General features: G+C 63.7%; 10 protein-coding genes. 4 read left to right on the forward strand and 6 right to left on the reverse strand.

Features of this window, described 5'->3' with window-relative positions; translation table 11 throughout:
* The first annotated feature begins 214 nt into the window (after positions 1-214).
* The gene (locus BG57_RS05970) at positions 215-1,489 is read left to right on the forward strand and encodes an amidohydrolase family protein (protein WP_035961027.1); all 1,275 of its coding nucleotides are present in this window, start codon (positions 215-217) and stop codon (positions 1,487-1,489) included.
* Positions 1,490-1,534: 45 nt separating this feature from the next.
* On the opposite strand, the gene BG57_RS05975 is transcribed toward BG57_RS05970, so the two are convergent.
* From BG57_RS05975 to fixL, 6 genes are all read right to left on the reverse strand, one after another.
* Positions 1,535-3,652: a M3 family metallopeptidase gene (locus tag BG57_RS05975; protein WP_035961031.1), complete on the reverse strand. Its 2,118-nt coding sequence runs from the start codon at positions 3,650-3,652 to the stop codon at positions 1,535-1,537.
* A 156-nt stretch (positions 3,653-3,808) separates the two neighbouring features.
* Positions 3,809-4,663: a bifunctional methylenetetrahydrofolate dehydrogenase/methenyltetrahydrofolate cyclohydrolase FolD gene (gene folD, locus BG57_RS05980; protein ID WP_035961035.1), complete on the reverse strand. Its 855-nt coding sequence runs from the start codon at positions 4,661-4,663 to the stop codon at positions 3,809-3,811.
* Between the two features lie 198 nt (positions 4,664-4,861).
* The gene (locus BG57_RS05985) at positions 4,862-5,776 is read right to left on the reverse strand and encodes a DUF2950 domain-containing protein (protein WP_035961038.1); all 915 of its coding nucleotides are present in this window, start codon (positions 5,774-5,776) and stop codon (positions 4,862-4,864) included.
* Between the two features lie 53 nt (positions 5,777-5,829).
* Positions 5,830-7,128: a DUF3300 domain-containing protein gene (locus tag BG57_RS05990; RefSeq protein WP_371875831.1), complete on the reverse strand. Its 1,299-nt coding sequence runs from the start codon at positions 7,126-7,128 to the stop codon at positions 5,830-5,832.
* Between the two features lie 339 nt (positions 7,129-7,467).
* A complete protein-coding gene (gene fixJ, locus BG57_RS05995; protein WP_035961041.1) occupies positions 7,468-8,106 on the reverse strand; it encodes an oxygen response regulator transcription factor FixJ in 639 nt (212 codons plus the stop codon).
* Entirely contained in the window at positions 8,103-10,646 is a 2,544-nt protein-coding gene (gene fixL / locus BG57_RS06000; protein WP_035961043.1) for an oxygen sensor histidine kinase FixL, read from the reverse strand. Before fixL ends, fixJ begins: the two co-directional genes overlap by 4 nt.
* A gap of 288 nt (positions 10,647-10,934) precedes the next feature.
* On the opposite strand from fixL, the gene aceE reads away from it, so the two are divergent.
* From aceE to BG57_RS06015, 3 genes are all read left to right on the forward strand, one after another.
* Positions 10,935-13,628, forward strand: a complete 2,694-nt coding sequence (gene aceE / locus BG57_RS06005; RefSeq protein ID WP_035961231.1) for a pyruvate dehydrogenase (acetyl-transferring), homodimeric type — start codon at positions 10,935-10,937, stop codon at positions 13,626-13,628.
* Between the two features lie 79 nt (positions 13,629-13,707).
* Positions 13,708-15,372, forward strand: coding sequence for a dihydrolipoyllysine-residue acetyltransferase (aceF, locus tag BG57_RS06010; protein WP_035961045.1), 1,665 nt, complete (start codon positions 13,708-13,710; stop codon positions 15,370-15,372).
* 73 nt (positions 15,373-15,445) lie between these two features.
* Positions 15,446-16,277: biotin/lipoyl-containing protein (locus tag BG57_RS06015; RefSeq protein WP_152562530.1), on the forward strand; the 832-nt coding region annotated here is incomplete at its 3' end.

The raw sequence follows: 16,277 nt of genomic DNA on the forward strand, positions 1-16,277 counted from the left end.
CGAAGGACGAATGATAACGCCATGGGGCGTTGCGGCTGATGGGTTGGCGATTGACCTCTGCGTATAGCGTCGCGGTCATTGCGCCACCAACACAACCATCGTTGCGCTTCGTGTTCAATGCTCGCGACAGAGAACGTCGCCGACACAGCACTTTCAACCACGCGTTAATGTCTCGCTACAATCGATCAAACAGCCACCGACGGAGAGTTCGCAGATGGACATCATCATTCGCCGCGCATCGCTCGTTCGTTCGACCGGCCTCGTCGATATCGGCATGGAAGCGGGCCGCATCGCCGCGATCGAGCCGCATCTGAACGCGACCGCGCGCGACGAAATCGACGCCGAAGGCTCGCTCGTCACCGCGCCTTTCGTCGATGCTCACTTCCACATGGACGCAACGCTCTCCTACGGCTTGCCGCGCGTGAACGCATCGGGGACGCTGCTGGAAGGCATCGCGTTATGGGGTGAGCTGAAGCCCGAACTGACGCAGGAAGCGATCGTCGAGCGCGCGCTGCAATACTGCGACTGGGCCGTCGCGCGCGGTCTGCTTGCGATCCGCTCACACGTCGATGTGTGCGATCCGCGTCTGCTCGCGGTTGAAGCGCTCGTCGAAGTGAAGCGGCGCGTGAAGCCGTATCTCGATCTGCAACTCGTCGCGTTTCCGCAGGACGGCGTGCTGCGCAGCGCGGGCGCGTTCGATAACCTGAAGCGCGCGATCGAGTTGGGCGTCGATGTCGTCGGCGGCATTCCGCACTTCGAGCGCACGATGGCCGACGGCGCCGCATCCATCAAGCTGCTGTGCGAGTTCGCGGCGGAGCGCGGCCTGCGCGTCGACATGCATTGCGACGAATCCGACGATCCGATGTCCCGCCATATCGAAACGCTCGCGGCGGAAACACATCGGCTCGGGCTGCACGGACGCGTGACCGGCTCGCATCTCACGTCGATGCACTCGATGGACAATTACTACGTCAGCAAGCTGATTCCGCTGATGCGCGAGTCCGGCGTGGCGGCCATCGCGAATCCGCTCATCAACATCACGCTGCAAGGGCGCTCGGATACATACCCGAAGCGGCGCGGCATGACGCGTGTGCCGGAACTGATGGCGGCCGGCATCGACGTGGCGTTCGGCCACGACTGCGTGATGGACCCGTGGTACAGCCTCGGCTCGGGCGACATGCTGGAGGTTGCGCACATGGGCTTGCACGTCGCGCAGATGACGGGCGTCGATGCAATGCGCGCCTGCTTCGACGCCGTCACGACGACGCCCGCGCGCATTCTCGGGCTCGAAGGCTATGGCATCGAAGTGGGATGTCAGGCGGATTGCGTCGTGCTCGATGCCCGCGATCCGATCGAAGCGATACGCCTGCGCGCGGCGCGCACGGCGGTCATCAGAAGAGGGAAGGTGGTGAGCCGCAGCCCGGCCATGCGCGCGACGCTCGCGCTCGAAGGCCGGCCCGCGGAAGTGGACTTCAGGATCAGGCGCTAGAAGCAAAAACCCCGGCGGTTCGCCGGGGTTAATTGAAGCCGAAGCTTAGTGAAGCGTCTGCCCGGCCATGCCGTTATGACGCAACAACGCGTCGATGTTCGGCTCGCGTCCGCGGAACGCCTTGAACGATTCCATCGCGGGACGGCTTCCGCCGACTTCGAGAATCTCCCGGCGATAGCGCGTGCCGGTCTCCGCATTCAGCACCGAACCGCTGGCGGCCTTCGCGGCTTCCTCGAATGCGGCGTACGCATCGGCGGACAACACTTCGGCCCACTTGTAGCTGTAGTAGCCCGCCGCATAACCGCCCGCGAAGATATGGCTGAACGTGTTCGGCCAGCGCGAGAACGGCGTTTGCGGAATCACGTGGAATTTCTCGTTGATCTCGCGGGCGAGGTCGTTGACGTTCTGCGTCGCGTTTGCCGGATCGTACGACGTGTGCAGCACCATGTCGAACATCGAGAAGACGATCTGGCGCAGCGTGCCGAGTCCGCTCTGAAAGTTCTTCGCGGCGAGCATCTTGTCGAAGAGTTCGCGCGGCAGCGTCGCGCCGGTATCGACGTGGGCGGACATGTCCGTCAGCACGTCCCACTCCCAGCAAAAGTTCTCCATGAACTGCGACGGCAGTTCGACCGCATCCCATTCCACGCCGTTGATGCCGGACACGCCCAGTTCGTCAACGCGCGTCAGCATGTGATGCAGCCCGTGCCCGAACTCGTGGAACAGCGTGATGACTTCATCGTGCGTGAAGCAAGCGGGCTTGCCGCCGACCGGCGCGGAGAAGTTGCAGGTGAGATACGCGACCGGCGTCTGCACGCCGCCTTCGCTGCGCTTGTGGCGCGCGCGGGCGTCGTCCATCCATGCGCCGCCGCGTTTGCCTTCGCGAGCGTACAAGTCCAGATAGAACTGCGCGACCAGCGAGCCGTCCTTGTTTTCGACGCGGAAGAAGCGCACATCCGGATTCCACACGGCGGCTTCATCGCGACGAATCGATACGTTGAAAAGCGTCTCGGTGACCTTGAAGAGACCCTTCAGCACCGCTTCCTGCGGGAAGTACTGCTTCACTTCGTTCTCGGAGAACGAATAGCGTTTCTGACGCAGACGCTCCGCCGCGAACGCGATATCCCACGGCTGAAGCTCGGGCATGCCGAGTTCCGTCGCAGCGAAGGCGCGCAGTTCCATCCAGTCGTTTTCGGCATAGGGACGCGCGCGCACGGCGAGATCTTCCAGAAACGCGATGACCTGGGCGGGCGATTCCGCCATCTTCGGCGCAAGCGATACTTCCGCGAAGTTCTGATAGCCGAGCGTGCGCGCCTCTTCGAGACGCAGCTTCAAGTGCTCGACGATATTCTGCGTGTTGTCCCACTCGGCCTTGCCGTGACCGTAGGTCTCGCCGAGTTCGGACGCACGCGTGACATACGCGCGATACATCGCCTCGCGCAACGGACGATGCTCCGCATATTGCAGCACCGGGAAATACGACGGGAAGTGCAGCGTGAACTTCCAGCCGTCCTTGCCTTCCTTCTGCGCGGCTTCGCGAGCCGCTTCGATCACGTCGCCGGGCAGGCCGGCGAGGTCGCTCTGCTGCGTGACGATGTACGCGTAGGCGTTGGTCGAGTCGAGCACGTGATCCGAAAATGCTTTCGACAACGCCGCCTGCTCTTCCTGCAACTGTGCGAAACGCGGCTTGCGGTCTTCGGGCAACTCCGCGCCCGACAGACGGAAGTCGCGCAGCGAGTTCTCGAGGATCTTCTTGCGTTCCGGCGACAGTCCGGCGAATGCATCGCTCGCGGCGATCGCCTTGTACTTCTCGTACAGCGCGAGATTCTGGCCGACGCTCGCGGAAAATTCGGTGACGCGCGGCAGGTTTTCGGCATGCGCGGCACGCAGTTCGGGCGTATCCGCGACGGCATTCAGATGCCCGACGATGCCCCACGCGCGCGAGAGCTTTTCCGATTCGCGTTCGACTGCCTCGACGACGTCCGTCCACGTGGCGGGCGTTTCCGGGGCGCTCGCGCGATCGACGGCGTCTTTGGCCGCGGCGAGCAGCACGTCGAGCGCCGGCGTGACATGCTCGGGCCGGATGTCGCCGAAACGCGGCAAGTCGGAGAAATCGAGCAGCGGATTGGCCGCTGCGGTCGGCGTGACGGCGGTGATATCGCTCATGGCTCTCCCAGTTTCGTGTTCAGTGAAGCGCGGGACGGGCCAGCAATGCCGAGGCCCGTCCCGCTCTAATGAAATGCCTGTCCGGACATTATTGGGGCGGCAGGGCCAAAATCCAATTGATTGTTTCCAAAGAGACGATTGGCGGTCCCCCTGAACTCACGCGGCTGCGGCGCGCTCCGCGGCTTCGATCGTGTTGACGAGCAGCATCGTGATGGTCATCGGTCCGACGCCTCCGGGCACCGGCGTGATATGACCGGCCACTTCGCGTACGCCCGCGAAATCGACGTCCCCGCACAGCTTGCCGGCGTCGTCCCTGTTCATGCCAACGTCGATGACCGTCGCGCCCGGCTTCACCATGTCGGCGGTCAGAATATTGCGGCGGCCGACCGCGGCGACGACGACATCGGCTTCGCGCGTGTGCTTCGCGAGATCGCGCGTCTTGCTGTGGCAGATCGTGACCGTCGCGCCGGCTTCGAGCAGCAGAAGCGCCATCGGCTTGCCGACGATGTTGGAGCGGCCGATGACCACCGCGTTCGCGCCCTGCAGATCGATCCCGTGCGCCTCGAACATCTTCATCACGCCATAGGGCGTGCAGGGGCGAAAGAGCGGCTTGCCGGTCATCAGCGCGCCCGCGTTGGCGACGTGAAAACCGTCGACGTCCTTCTCGGGCGCGATCGCTTCGATGACCTTGTGGCTGTCGATATGCGCCGGCAGCGGCAGTTGCACGAGGATGCCGTGAATCGACGGATCGGCGTTGAGCTTGTCGATGTGCGCCAGCAGTTCGCGCTCCGAAAGCGTCGCGGGGAAGCGGTCCATCACCGAATGCAGGCCGTTGTCCTGGCACGCCTTGACCTTGTTGCGCACATAGACTTCGCTCGCGGGGTTGTCGCCGACGAGCACGACGGCGAGGCCCGGCTTGTGTCCGCGAGCGGTGAGGGCGGCGGCGCGCACGGCGACATCGGCGCGGAGAGTCTTGGAAAGGGCGTTGCCGTCGATGAGTTGGGCAGTCATGGCGAATCAGTGAGGATGAGCCGTATGGCATGAATGGCGAGCCGCGTGCGCAGGGCGGGCTGCGGCGGGCTTCGCGGGCGCGTTGTCTTGCGCTCTTGGGGAAGGGCGAGATTATACCGCCGGGCGCTTTAGAGCGTCCGGCGGTGACAGGCGGCGCGGCGGCGGGGCGTTGGCGGGGCGTTGGCGCGGCGTCGGCAGTCAGGGAGAAACGGGCTGCCAGGACGAATCCGGGTCGAAGGTCTTGATCGATGCCGCGGCGCGCGCCGTCGCGGGCCCCAGGTTCTTCTCGAAGACTTGCCCGTCCTGATTGACGATGAAGGTCATCACGCCGGTTTCGCCGTACTTTGCCGGCCACGCGATCATGCCGAAGCCCTGCGCGAGCGCGCCGCCCTGCATGTAATTCTTGGCGCCATCCTTTGCGTGCGGGCCTTGCCCGGTCAGGATGCGGTAGTGGTAGCCGTAGTACGCGTCGCCCGGATGCGTCTTGTTCGGCATCGTCGCGGCGAGCGGCCCGAGCGGGCTCTCCGGCTCGCCGGGCGCGGTGTTCCAGTACAGGCCGTCGTGCTTCCCGGACGTGCTCACGAAGCGGTCGGCGTAGCGATTCATCAGCTTGCGATAGTCGTTCTGGGCATCGACGTAGGCGAGGGCGACGTGCATCACCGACCGCTCGTTGCGGCCGATGCGCCGCGTCAGCAGTTCGTCGCGCGCGGCGGGCATGTCGAAGCGCCAGCCCTTGCCGGTATCGACGAGCGGTATCGGCAGCGTCCAGCCGCTGTCGCCCGTTTCGATGTGCACGGTCTTGCGGCCGTTGAGCGGCTCCTTATCCTCGACGATGCGATGCCCCTTCGACCACGATGCGAGGTACTCATAGATATCGTCCTGGCCGACGCTGCCCGCAGGCACGTAGCGCGCGTGGTCCTTGCCGAGCACTTTCTGGAGCGCGGTTTCGTCGTTGGATGCGATGGCATCGGTGAATGCTTGCGCGGCGGCGTCGGGCGTGGCGTAAAGCGCCTGCGCATGGGCGAGGGATGCCGCGATCGTCAGGGACGCGGCGGCGAGCGTCGCGCGCAGCAGCGTTTTCTTAGATGAGGCGAGCGTTGTGGTTTGAGTCATCTGAAGCTCCTGGGTCGGACTTGCATGAAGGCGTGTCTGGACACGTTGGTTCATCACCGGCGAAAACCTCCGCCGCCTCCGTGAAACCCTCCGCCCCCGCCGCCGTGGAAGCCGCCGCCGCCGCCCTGAAAGCCTCCGCCACCGCGTTGCATTGCGCCGCCCGCATCCGGACGCGCGCTCGCAAGCGATTGCCGGCTGGCTTGTCCGCGCTGCATGTCCTGCCGCGCGACGTTGCCGTCGCCCGCGCCGCGCAGCGCGTTGTCGCGATTGACGTTCTGCGCCCGCTGATGCAGATCGCCATTGCCCGCGCCGCCCTGGCGCATGTTCTGCACGCGCTGGTTCGCCGGCTGATTCATGTTCTGCCCCGTGCGCTGCTGTAACGTTTGCGCCGCTTGCGCGCGCTCCTGATCACGGCCACGGAAGTGGTCGCGATTCACCGACGCGAGGTTCTGGTTGTTCACGCGGTTCTGCCGGTTCACGTTGGTGTTCCGGTTGAACTGCGGATCGTTGCGATTCCAGCGCACGTTATTGCTGTTCGCATTGATGCGGTTGTTCACGTTGATGTTGTTGTAGCGGTTCACGTTGACGTTGACATTCCCGCGATTCCAGTCGCAATTGCCCCACAGCGAGTTGGCGACCGCGATGCCCGCGCCAAACGCGAGCCCGGTGGCGAAACCGGTCGCGATTGCATAGCCGGGCGGCGGCGGGACATAGACAGGCGGATACGCCGGATACGGCCACGCGCCATAGACGACCGTCGGGTTATACGTGGGCACGTAGACGACCTGGGGATTCGCCGGGACGATCTGAATCGTGCTCTGCTCGACCACCACTTGCTGCTGCTCGGTCGTCTTGAGATTGCCGGCGGTCTGGGCGGCGCGGCGCAGGCGCTGCACGGAGTCCATCACGTCGCTCGGCTGCGCGACGAACGCGTTGCCAAGCTGCGTGACCCAGTCGATCTTGGACGCCATCGTCGCAAGCGCCTGCGGGAAAGCGGCCAGCGATTGCACGCTCGGGTCCCACGGCTCCGACTGCACGGCCTTCACGGCGTCGTCGCCCTTGATGTTCGAATTGGCCTTAGACCACTGCGCCGCTGCTTCGATATCCTGCGGATAGGTCGACGCCATCAGCACCTGTGCGAGCAGGGCGTCCGGATAAAGCGCGACGGGCGCGACGAGTGCATCGAGCTGCTGATTGGTGAGCTTCTGCGTCGGCGCGTTGCCTTGCGCCTGAGCGCAGACAGGCGGCGCGTGGAGCACGGCAAACGGCGCTGCGGCAAGCGTCGCCGCGAGCGCCAGCACGCGCCCCGCACAGAGGCGGCTCACGAGCAATCTGGTTGATTTCTTGTTCACGGCGATGTCCTCCTGAGCGCGTGTCGGGTGATGGCTGCCGAATCATCATATCGAAGTCGTGAGCCAAAGAATACTTGCGGACTGCCAACCAAATGCGATGCGCGCCTGCGTGAAGGACGGGGGAATGATGGCCGAAGAAGCGTGTGGGCAGCGAGCGCATTGCCGTGCATGAGCCGGTTCTCTATAAGAACGCTCGATCAAATTACGGGGCTGCGTCGTCAGGTGTCAACGCGAATCGCGAAACGTCGCGTTTCAGACTCGCATGATGCGCGGGAGCACTGCAAAGGACAAGCGTGGCCGGCATGCATGGCCGGCCACGTGAGGAGAAAGCGTGAAGCGTTATTGCTGCGGCTTGTTCGACAGCGCGAGACGCAAGAGGTCGGCCACGGTGTTCACCGACAGCTTTTCCATGATGTTCGCGCGATGCGCTTCGACCGTCTTGATGCTGATGCCGAGGTCATCGGCGATTTGCTTGTTCAGACGCCCCGCGATAATGCGCTCCAGCACCTGATGCTCGCGCGCCGTCAGCTTGCCGAGCCGCTCGGCGGCTGCGCGCTGCTGCTGCACGCTGGTGCTTTCGCTGCGCGCCTTCTCCAGCATGCGCTCGACGAGCTTGCGCAGTTCGGCTTCGTCGAACGGCTTCTCGATGAAGTCCATCGCGCCTTTCTTCATGGTAGAGACGGCCATCGGAACATCGCCGTGGCCGGTTACGAAAATGATCGGCAGCAGTGAATTCTCGGCGATGAGCTTCTCCTGCAGTTCGAGGCCGGTCATGCCGGCCATGCGCACGTCGAGGATCAGACAGGCGATGGCGCCCGAATGAGCGATCGGCAGGTAGACATCGAGGAACGACTCCGCGCTCGAGAAGCACTGCACGCGATAGCCGTTCGCCTCGAGCAGCCAGCGCAAAGAATCACGCACGGCCTCGTCATCGTCGACGACAAAGACGGTTTCCTGAGTGGTGACTGGACTGCTCATAGTTCTCCCGTAACTGTTTGTTGTCTCGTATTCGTGTATTCGTCGTGTTCATCGCCGCCCGATCCCGATCCGTGCGAGCCGTCCACCTCGCCGATCGGCAGGCTGCAATGGAAGGTCGCGCCGGTGACGTGGCCGTCCGGATCGACATTGTTGACCACCCAGAGGCGGCCGCGATGCGATTCGATGATCGAGCGGCAGATGTTCAGACCCATGCCCATGCCGTCCGACTTGGTGCTGTAGAACGGCTCGAACAGGCGCTCGGCGGTGGCTTCGTCCACGCCCGGCCCCTGATCGACGACGCTGATGCAAACGGAGCCGCCGTCCGTGCGCAGCACGACGACGCGGATCACCGGATCGACGGCGTTCGGTTTCGCATCATGCATTGCTTCGGCTGCGTTTTTCAACAGGTTGACCAACACTTGTTCGATCAAAACCGGATCGACGTAGATCACCGGCATGCGCGACCGAATCTCGGTGACGATGCGGATCTTCCGCTTGCGCGCTTCGATTTCGGCGAGGCCGACCGCGTCCGCGACGATATCGGCGACGCGAGTGGCCTGGCGCTTCGGCTCCGAACGCTTCACGAACTCGCGAATGCGCTTGATGATCATCCCCGCGCGCACGGCCTGCTGCGCGGTCTTTTCGAGCACCGGCAACAGCGTTTCCTGCGTCATGCGGCCCGACTTCACCAGCGCGACGCAGCCGGAGCAGTAGTTGTTGATCGCGGCGAGCGGCTGATTCAGTTCGTGCGCGAGCGACGACGCCATCTCGCCCATCGTCATCAGGCGGCTCGTGAACTGGAGCTTCTCTTCCTGCTGATGCGCGAGTTCTTGTGCCTGCTTGCGCTGCGTGATGTCGGTCGCGATCTGCATCTGCGCGAGATGGCCGTCCACCCACTGAATGTACTGGCGGCGCACTTCGAACCACTTCTGGATGCCTTCGACATAGACCTCCTGCGCATCCGCCGAGCTTTCGGTCAGCGCGGCGGTGGGCAGGCCCGCGTAGGTGTCGATCATGTCGATGGTGTCGGACGAACTGTGACCGCTGCCGTCGAACGCCGCGCCCGCCAGTTGCAGATGCCCGTCCGGACGGATGCCGAACAGATGCCGGTAATAGCGGTTGGCGAAGAGCAGTTCGGCTTCGTCGGCGGCGAGCACGGACACGGCTGCATCCAGGCTTTCCAGCACGGTGGTAAAGCGTTCGTGCGCGGCGGCCAGTTCCTCGCGGGCGCGCTTCGGCTCGGTGATGTCCGTCATCGACGACATCCACCCGGTCTGACGCCCCGAACTGTCGATCAGCGGCGAGACATACAGCCGCGCGTGGAAGAACGAACCGTCCTTGCGACGCACGCGCAATTCGAAACCGGAAGAGGGCGCTTTGCCGCGCAGCGTCATGTCGAGCTGGCGCTGCATCTCGGGATACGCATCGCGCGGCCAGTACGGGAAAGGCGCGTTCTTGCCGACGAGATCGCTCTCGTCCCAGCCGGTCATGCGGCAGAACGCCGGATTCACGTGCGTGATGCGGCCGTGCATGTCGAGCACGCGCATGCCGATCAGCACGGAATTTTCCATCGCGCGGCGGAAGAACGCTTCGGCATAGAGCGCCTGCTGCGCTTCGAAGCGCTGGCGCGTGTGTTTCCAGAGGCTCCACAAACTCCACAGCACGAAGCACGACAATCCGGCCACCAGCCACACGAGCGTGTTATTGGTGAAGTTCGTGAGCTGCGGATACGAATACACGCGCACCGACAGCCCTTGCCCCGGCGGATCGAGCGGCAGATCGTAGAACATGTCGCGCGGCAGGCGCGGCCGGCTCGACGTGGTGGCCAGCTCGCGATTGTTCAGATCGGTGATGGAAATCTTGTACTTCGCCGACAGTTCGCCTGGAATGTCATGTTTGAGGATGCCTTCGATCGAGAAGACGGCGGCGATCGATCCGAGGAATTCGCGGTCGCGGAAAACCGGCGTCTGCAGCGTGATGTAGCCGTTGCCGAGGTCGTCGTAAAGAAGCGGCGAATAGACCTGGCGGCGCGTGGTGCGGGCTTCGTCGAATGCGGCCTGGACGGCTTCGTCCAGTTGCGTGTCGTTCGGCTTGGCGAGGCGCGAGCCCAGCACCGGCAACGGCGAATTGGGCCAGCGCGGCTTGTGCTCGCTCGTGTACCAGTTCATGTAGAGGATCTCGGGATGCCCCTGCATGATGTCGGTGGATGCGTTCTGGAAGTTCTGCGGGTCGCCGTGGCCGCCCGTGATGTCGCGCGCGAGGGCCTGGATTTGTTCTTGCGCAGCGGTCATCGAAAGACGAATCTGCTGCTGCGCCCACGCGACGTTGCGATACAGCGTGTCTTCCTGCTGCTGCTGCTCGCGCCGGTTCAGGCTCCACAGGATGAGACTCATCACGACCAGAAAAACGAGGATCGAAATGAGCGGCGTGAGTAAATAGGAGTTCGACCACCACGGTCCGTGGTGCCAGCGGGAGGGCGACGAGTCGGCAGGGTTCTTTGCGACGCGCGCCGAGCGTTTGATCAGCCGGTCAGTCAACATGGGAGCGATTGTAACGCAGCACCCGATTGTTAATTAGCGTAAAAAGGCGCTAAGAATGAGGCATTTGCAAGAAAAGGAGACGAACCATCTGAGTTGAAATGCCATATCGGACGGTGCATTGCAGCAATTTTCCGCATTATGAGATAGCCTCTCATGATTCGAAAAATTCCTTGCTTCAAGCTCTGGACCCTCTTTAGAATTGCCGGCACGCGGCCAGTGCCCGCTTTTGTGCTTTCGCGCGGGCGTGTGTTGGCGGTTTACGAGCGTTCCTCACATCAGGAGACGAGCATGTCCGCTGTACCCGACGAAGTTCTCAAATATGTCGCCAACGCAAAAGACGACGATCCGCAGGAAACCGCCGAATGGCTCGAAGCGCTCGATGGCGTGATTTCGGCGGTCGGCCCTGACCGCGCGCACTACCTGATCGAGAAACAAATCGAATTTGCTCGCGTACATGGCGAGCATCTGCCGTTCTCGGCGAACACGCCGTACATCAACACGATCCCCGTGACAGCGCAGGCTAAGATTCCGGGCGATCAGGACATCGAACACCGCATCCGCTCGTACACGCGCTGGAACGCCATCGCGATGGTGCTGCGGGCGGGCAAGGACACCAACGTCGGCGGGCATATCGCTTCGTTCGCATCGGCGGCGACGCTGTACGACGTCGGCTTCAATCACTTCTGGCATGCGCCCTCGAAAGAGCACGGCGGCGACCTCGTCTTCGTGCAGGGTCACTCGTCGCCGGGTGTGTACTCGCGCGCGTTCCTGCTCGGCCGTCTCACCGAGAAGCAACTGAACAACTTCCGCCAGGAAGTGGGCGGCGAGGGCATCTCGTCGTATCCGCATCCGTGGCTGATGCCGGATTTCTGGCAGTTCCCGACCGTGTCGATGGGCCTCGGCCCGATCATGGCAATCTATCAGGCGCGTTTCATGAAGTACATGCAAGCGCGCGGCATCGCCAAGACCGATGGCCGCAAAGTCTGGGCGTTCCTCGGCGACGGCGAAACGGACGAGCCGGAATCGCTCGGCGCGATCGGCATGGCCGGGCGCGAGCGTCTGGATAACCTCGTGTTCGTCATCAACTGCAACCTGCAGCGTCTGGACGGCCCGGTGCGCGGCAACGGCAAGATCATCCAGGAACTGGAAAGCGAGTTCCGCGGCGCGGGCTGGAACGTCATCAAGGTCATCTGGGGCAGCCGCTGGGACGCGCTCTTCGCACGCGACAAGACTGGCGCGCTGATGCGCCGCATGATGGAAGTCGTCGACGGCGAGTATCAGACGTACAAGTCGGAATCGGGCGCGTTCGTGCGCGAGCACTTCTTCAACACGCCGGAACTGAAGGCGCTCGTCGCCGACTGGTCCGATGACGACATCTGGAATCTGAACCGCGGCGGCCACGATCCGCACAAGATCTACGCCGCGTTCGACGCCGCGACCAAGACGAAGGGCGCGCCGACCGTCATCCTCGCCAAGACCATCAAGGGCTATGGCATGGGCGAGCACGGTCAGGCGATGAACATCACGCACCAGCAGAAGAAGCTGCCGATCGAGACGCTGAAGAAGTTCCGCGACCAGTTCCGCCTGCCGATCAGCGACGAGCAGATCGTCGACGTGCCGTATCTCACGTTCGAAGAAGGGTCGAAGGAACTCGAATACATGCGCCAGAAGCGCATGGACCTCGGCGGTTATCTGCCGGCGCGCCGCGAGAAGGCGGAATCGCTGCCGGTGCCGGCGCTGTCCGCATTCGAGCCGCTTCTGAAGGGCACGGGCGAAGGCCGCGAAATCTCCACGACGATGGCCTTCGTGCGGATCCTCAATATCCTGCTGAAGGACAAGGCGCTCGGCAAGCGCGTCGTGCCGATCGTCCCGGACGAATCGCGCACGTTCGGCATGGAAGGTCTCTTTCGCCAGATCGGCATCTGGAATCAGGACGGCCAGAAGTACATTCCGGAAGACTCCGACCAGCTGATGTTCTACAAGGAATCGGAGACCGGCCAGATTCTGCAGGAAGGTATCAACGAAGCCGGTGGCATGTGTGACTGGATCGCGGCCGCGACGTCGTATTCGACGCACGGCGAGATCATGATCCCGTTCTATATCTTCTATTCGATGTTCGGCTTCCAGCGCATCGGCGATCTGGCGTGGGCGGCGGGCGACATGCGCTCGCGCGGCTTCCTGCTGGGCGGCACCGCCGGCCGCACGACGCTGAACGGCGAAGGCCTGCAGCACGAAGACGGCCACTCGCTCCTGTGGGCTGCATCGGTTCCGAACTGCGTGAGCTACGACCCGACGTTCGGCTACGAACTCGCGGTGATCATGCAGGATGGCCTGCGCCGCATGGTGCAGGACCAGGAGGACGTGTACTACTACATCACCGTGATGAACGAGAACTACGAGCATCCGGCGATCCCGCAAGGTGAGTCGGTTGCCGCCGACATCATCAAGGGCATGTACGCGTTCCGGAAGGCGGACGCGCCGGCCAAGGCGCACGTTCAGCTGATGGGCGCGGGCACGATCTTCAACGAAGTCATCGCCGCCGCCGACCTGCTGAAGAACGACTGGGGCGTTTCGGCCGATCTGTGGAGCGTGCCGAGCTTCACTGAACTGGCGCGCGAAGGCCAGGATTGCGAGCGTTTCAACCTGCTGCATCCGACCGAAGAGAAGCGCGTGCCGCACGTGACGAAGCTGCTCCAGGGCGCACAAGGCCCGGTGATCGCGTCGACGGACTACATCCGCGCGCTCGTCGATCAGATCCGCGGCTATGTCCCGAACAAGTTCGTGGTGCTCGGCACCGACGGCTACGGCCGCTCGGACACGCGCGAGGCGCTGCGTCACTTCTTCGAAGTCGACCGCTACTGGGTCACGTTGGCGGCGCTCAACGCGCTTGCCGACGAAGGCAAGATCGAGCGCAAGGTCGTCGCCGAGGCGATCAAGAAGTACAACCTCGACCCGGCCAAACCCAACCCGATGACCGTCTAAAGGCATCGCCCCCGAGCGTTGTGATGCGGCCTCTCTCCGAAGCGGAGGGAGGCCGTGTGCAACCCAGGAGACACTAATAATGAGTCAAGCGATCGAAGTCAAAGTGCCGGACATCGGCGATTTCAAGGACATCCCGGTGATCGAAGTTCTGGTCAAGCCGGGCGATGTCGTTGAACAGGAACAATCCCTCGTCACGCTGGAATCCGACAAGGCCACGATGGACGTGCCCAGTTCCGCAGCGGGCACCGTGAAGGAAGTGAAAGTGAAAGTAGGCGACAACGTGTCGGAAGGCACGCTGATCGTCGTGCTGGAAGCGGGCGGCGCGAACGCGGCGGCATCGTCCGCTGCGCCCGCGAAGCAGGAAGCGCCCGCGCAGACCCAGACGCAATCGCAGCCGGCGCAGGCCGCGCCGGCATCCAGCGGCGGATCGGTCGAAGTGAAGGTGCCGGATATCGGCGACTTCACGGACATTCCGATCATCGAGATCGGCGTGAAGGTCGGCGACAAGGTCGAGAAGGAGCAGTCGCTCGTCACGCTCGAATCCGACAAGGCGACGATGGACGTGCCGAGCCCCGCATCGGGCACGGTCAAGGAACTGAAGGTCAAGATCGGCGATACGGTCTCCGAAGGAACGCTGATCCTCTTGCTCGAAGGCGGCGACGGCGCGAGCGCCGCGGCCCCGGCTCCGAAGCAGGAAGCCGCGAAGGCCGCCGAGCCGCCCGACGCGCCCGCGAAGCCTGCGCCGGCGGCAGCCGCGAAGGAAGCGCCGTCCGCGCTCGCGCAAGCGCCCGTGATACCCGCCGGCGATGGCGCGCGCACGTCGAGCCACGCGTCGCCGTCGGTGCGCAAATTCGCCCGCGACCTGGGCGTCGATGTCACGCGTGTGAAGGGCACCGGTCCGAAAGGCCGCATCACGCAGCAGGACATCACGGCGTTCGTGAAGGGCGTGATGAGCGGCCAGGGCGCGGCGCCTGCCGCCGCAGCTGCACCGGCTGGCGGTGGCGGCGGCGAGCTCGGCTTGCTGCCGTGGCCGAAGATCGACTTCACGAAGTTCGGCCCCGTCGATCCGAAGCCGCTCTCGCGCATCAAGAAGATCTCGGGCGCGAACCTGCATCGCAACTGGGTGATGATCCCGCACGTCACGAACAACGACGAAGCGGACATCACCGAACTGGAAGAGCTGCGCGTCAAGCTCAACAAGGAGCATGAGAAGGCAGGCGTCAAGTTCACGATGCTCGCGTTCGTCATCAAGGCGGTCGTGTCGGCGCTGAAGAAGTTCCCGACCTTCAACGCGAGCCTGGACGGCGACAACCTCGTCTTCAAGCAGTACTACCACGTCGGTTTCGCGGCCGATACGCCGAACGGCCTCGTCGTTCCGGTGATCCGCGACGCGGACAAGAAGGGCCTGGTCGATATCGCGAAGGAGATGGCGGAGCTGTCGAAGCTCGCACGCGACGGCAAGCTGAAGCCGGACCAGATGCAGGGCGGCTGCTTCTCGATTTCGTCGCTGGGCGGAATCGGCGGGACGAATTTCACGCCGATCATCAACGCGCCGGAAGTGGCCATTCTCGGCCTGTCGCGCGGCCAGATGAAGCCCGTGTGGGACGGCAAGCAGTTCGTGCCGCGCCTCACGCTGCCGCTGTCGCTGTCGTACGACCATCGCGTCATCGACGGCGCGGAGGCCGCGCGCTTCAATGCGTATCTATCGGGGATTCTGGCGGACTTCCGTCGCGTGATTCTTTGATCTTCTGATCCGGCCGACGGCGGGGCCTCGGGCATGTCCCGAGGCTCCATCCGCACATCTCTTAGGGGACAACATGAGTCTCGTCGAACTAAAAGTACCCGATATCGGCGACTTCTCCGATGTCGATGTCATCGAAGTCAATATCAAGCCCGGCGACGTCATCGAAAAGGAACAGGGCGTCATCACGCTCGAAACCGACAAGGCGACGATGGAAGTGCCCGCCGATGCCGCAGGCACCATCAAGGAAGTGAAGGTCAAACAGGGCGACAAGGTCAGCCAGGGCTCGGTCATCGCGATGATCGAAACCGCGGGCGCGGGCGCGTCGCAGGGCGAGGCGCCGAAAGAGACGCCGAAAGAGGCGTCGGCCGCGAAGCCGGCTGCTCCCGCCGCATCGAGCGGCGCGGCGCGGGACGTGAAGGTGCCGGATATCGGCGACTTCAAGGACATTCCGGTCATCGAAGTTCACGTGAAGCCGGGCGATACGGTCGAGAAGGAGCAATCGCTCGTCACGCTCGAATCGGACAAGGCGACGATGGACGTGCCATCGCCCGCAGCGGGCACGGTGCGTGAGCTGAAAATCAAGGTCGGCGACAACGTGTCGGAAGGCACGCTGATCCTGACGCTCGACGCGCAGGGCGGCGGCACGACCAATGTGCCGACCGCGCCCGCCGCCGCTCAGCCGCAACCCGCCGAAAAGGCGAGCGCCGCGCCTGCGCCGCAAGCCGGCAGCTATTCCGGTTCGGCCGATGTCAAATGCGACATGCTCGTGCTCGGCGCGGGTCCCGGCGGGTATTCGGCAGCGTTCCGCTCGGCCGATCTCGGCATGAACACCGTGCTCGTCGAGCGTTACTCGACGCTCGGCGGCGTATGCCTGAACGTCGGCTGCATTCCGTCGAAGGCGCTGC

This window comes from Caballeronia grimmiae (genome assembly GCF_000698555.1).
Classification (GTDB): Bacteria; Pseudomonadota; Gammaproteobacteria; order Burkholderiales; family Burkholderiaceae; genus Caballeronia; species Caballeronia grimmiae.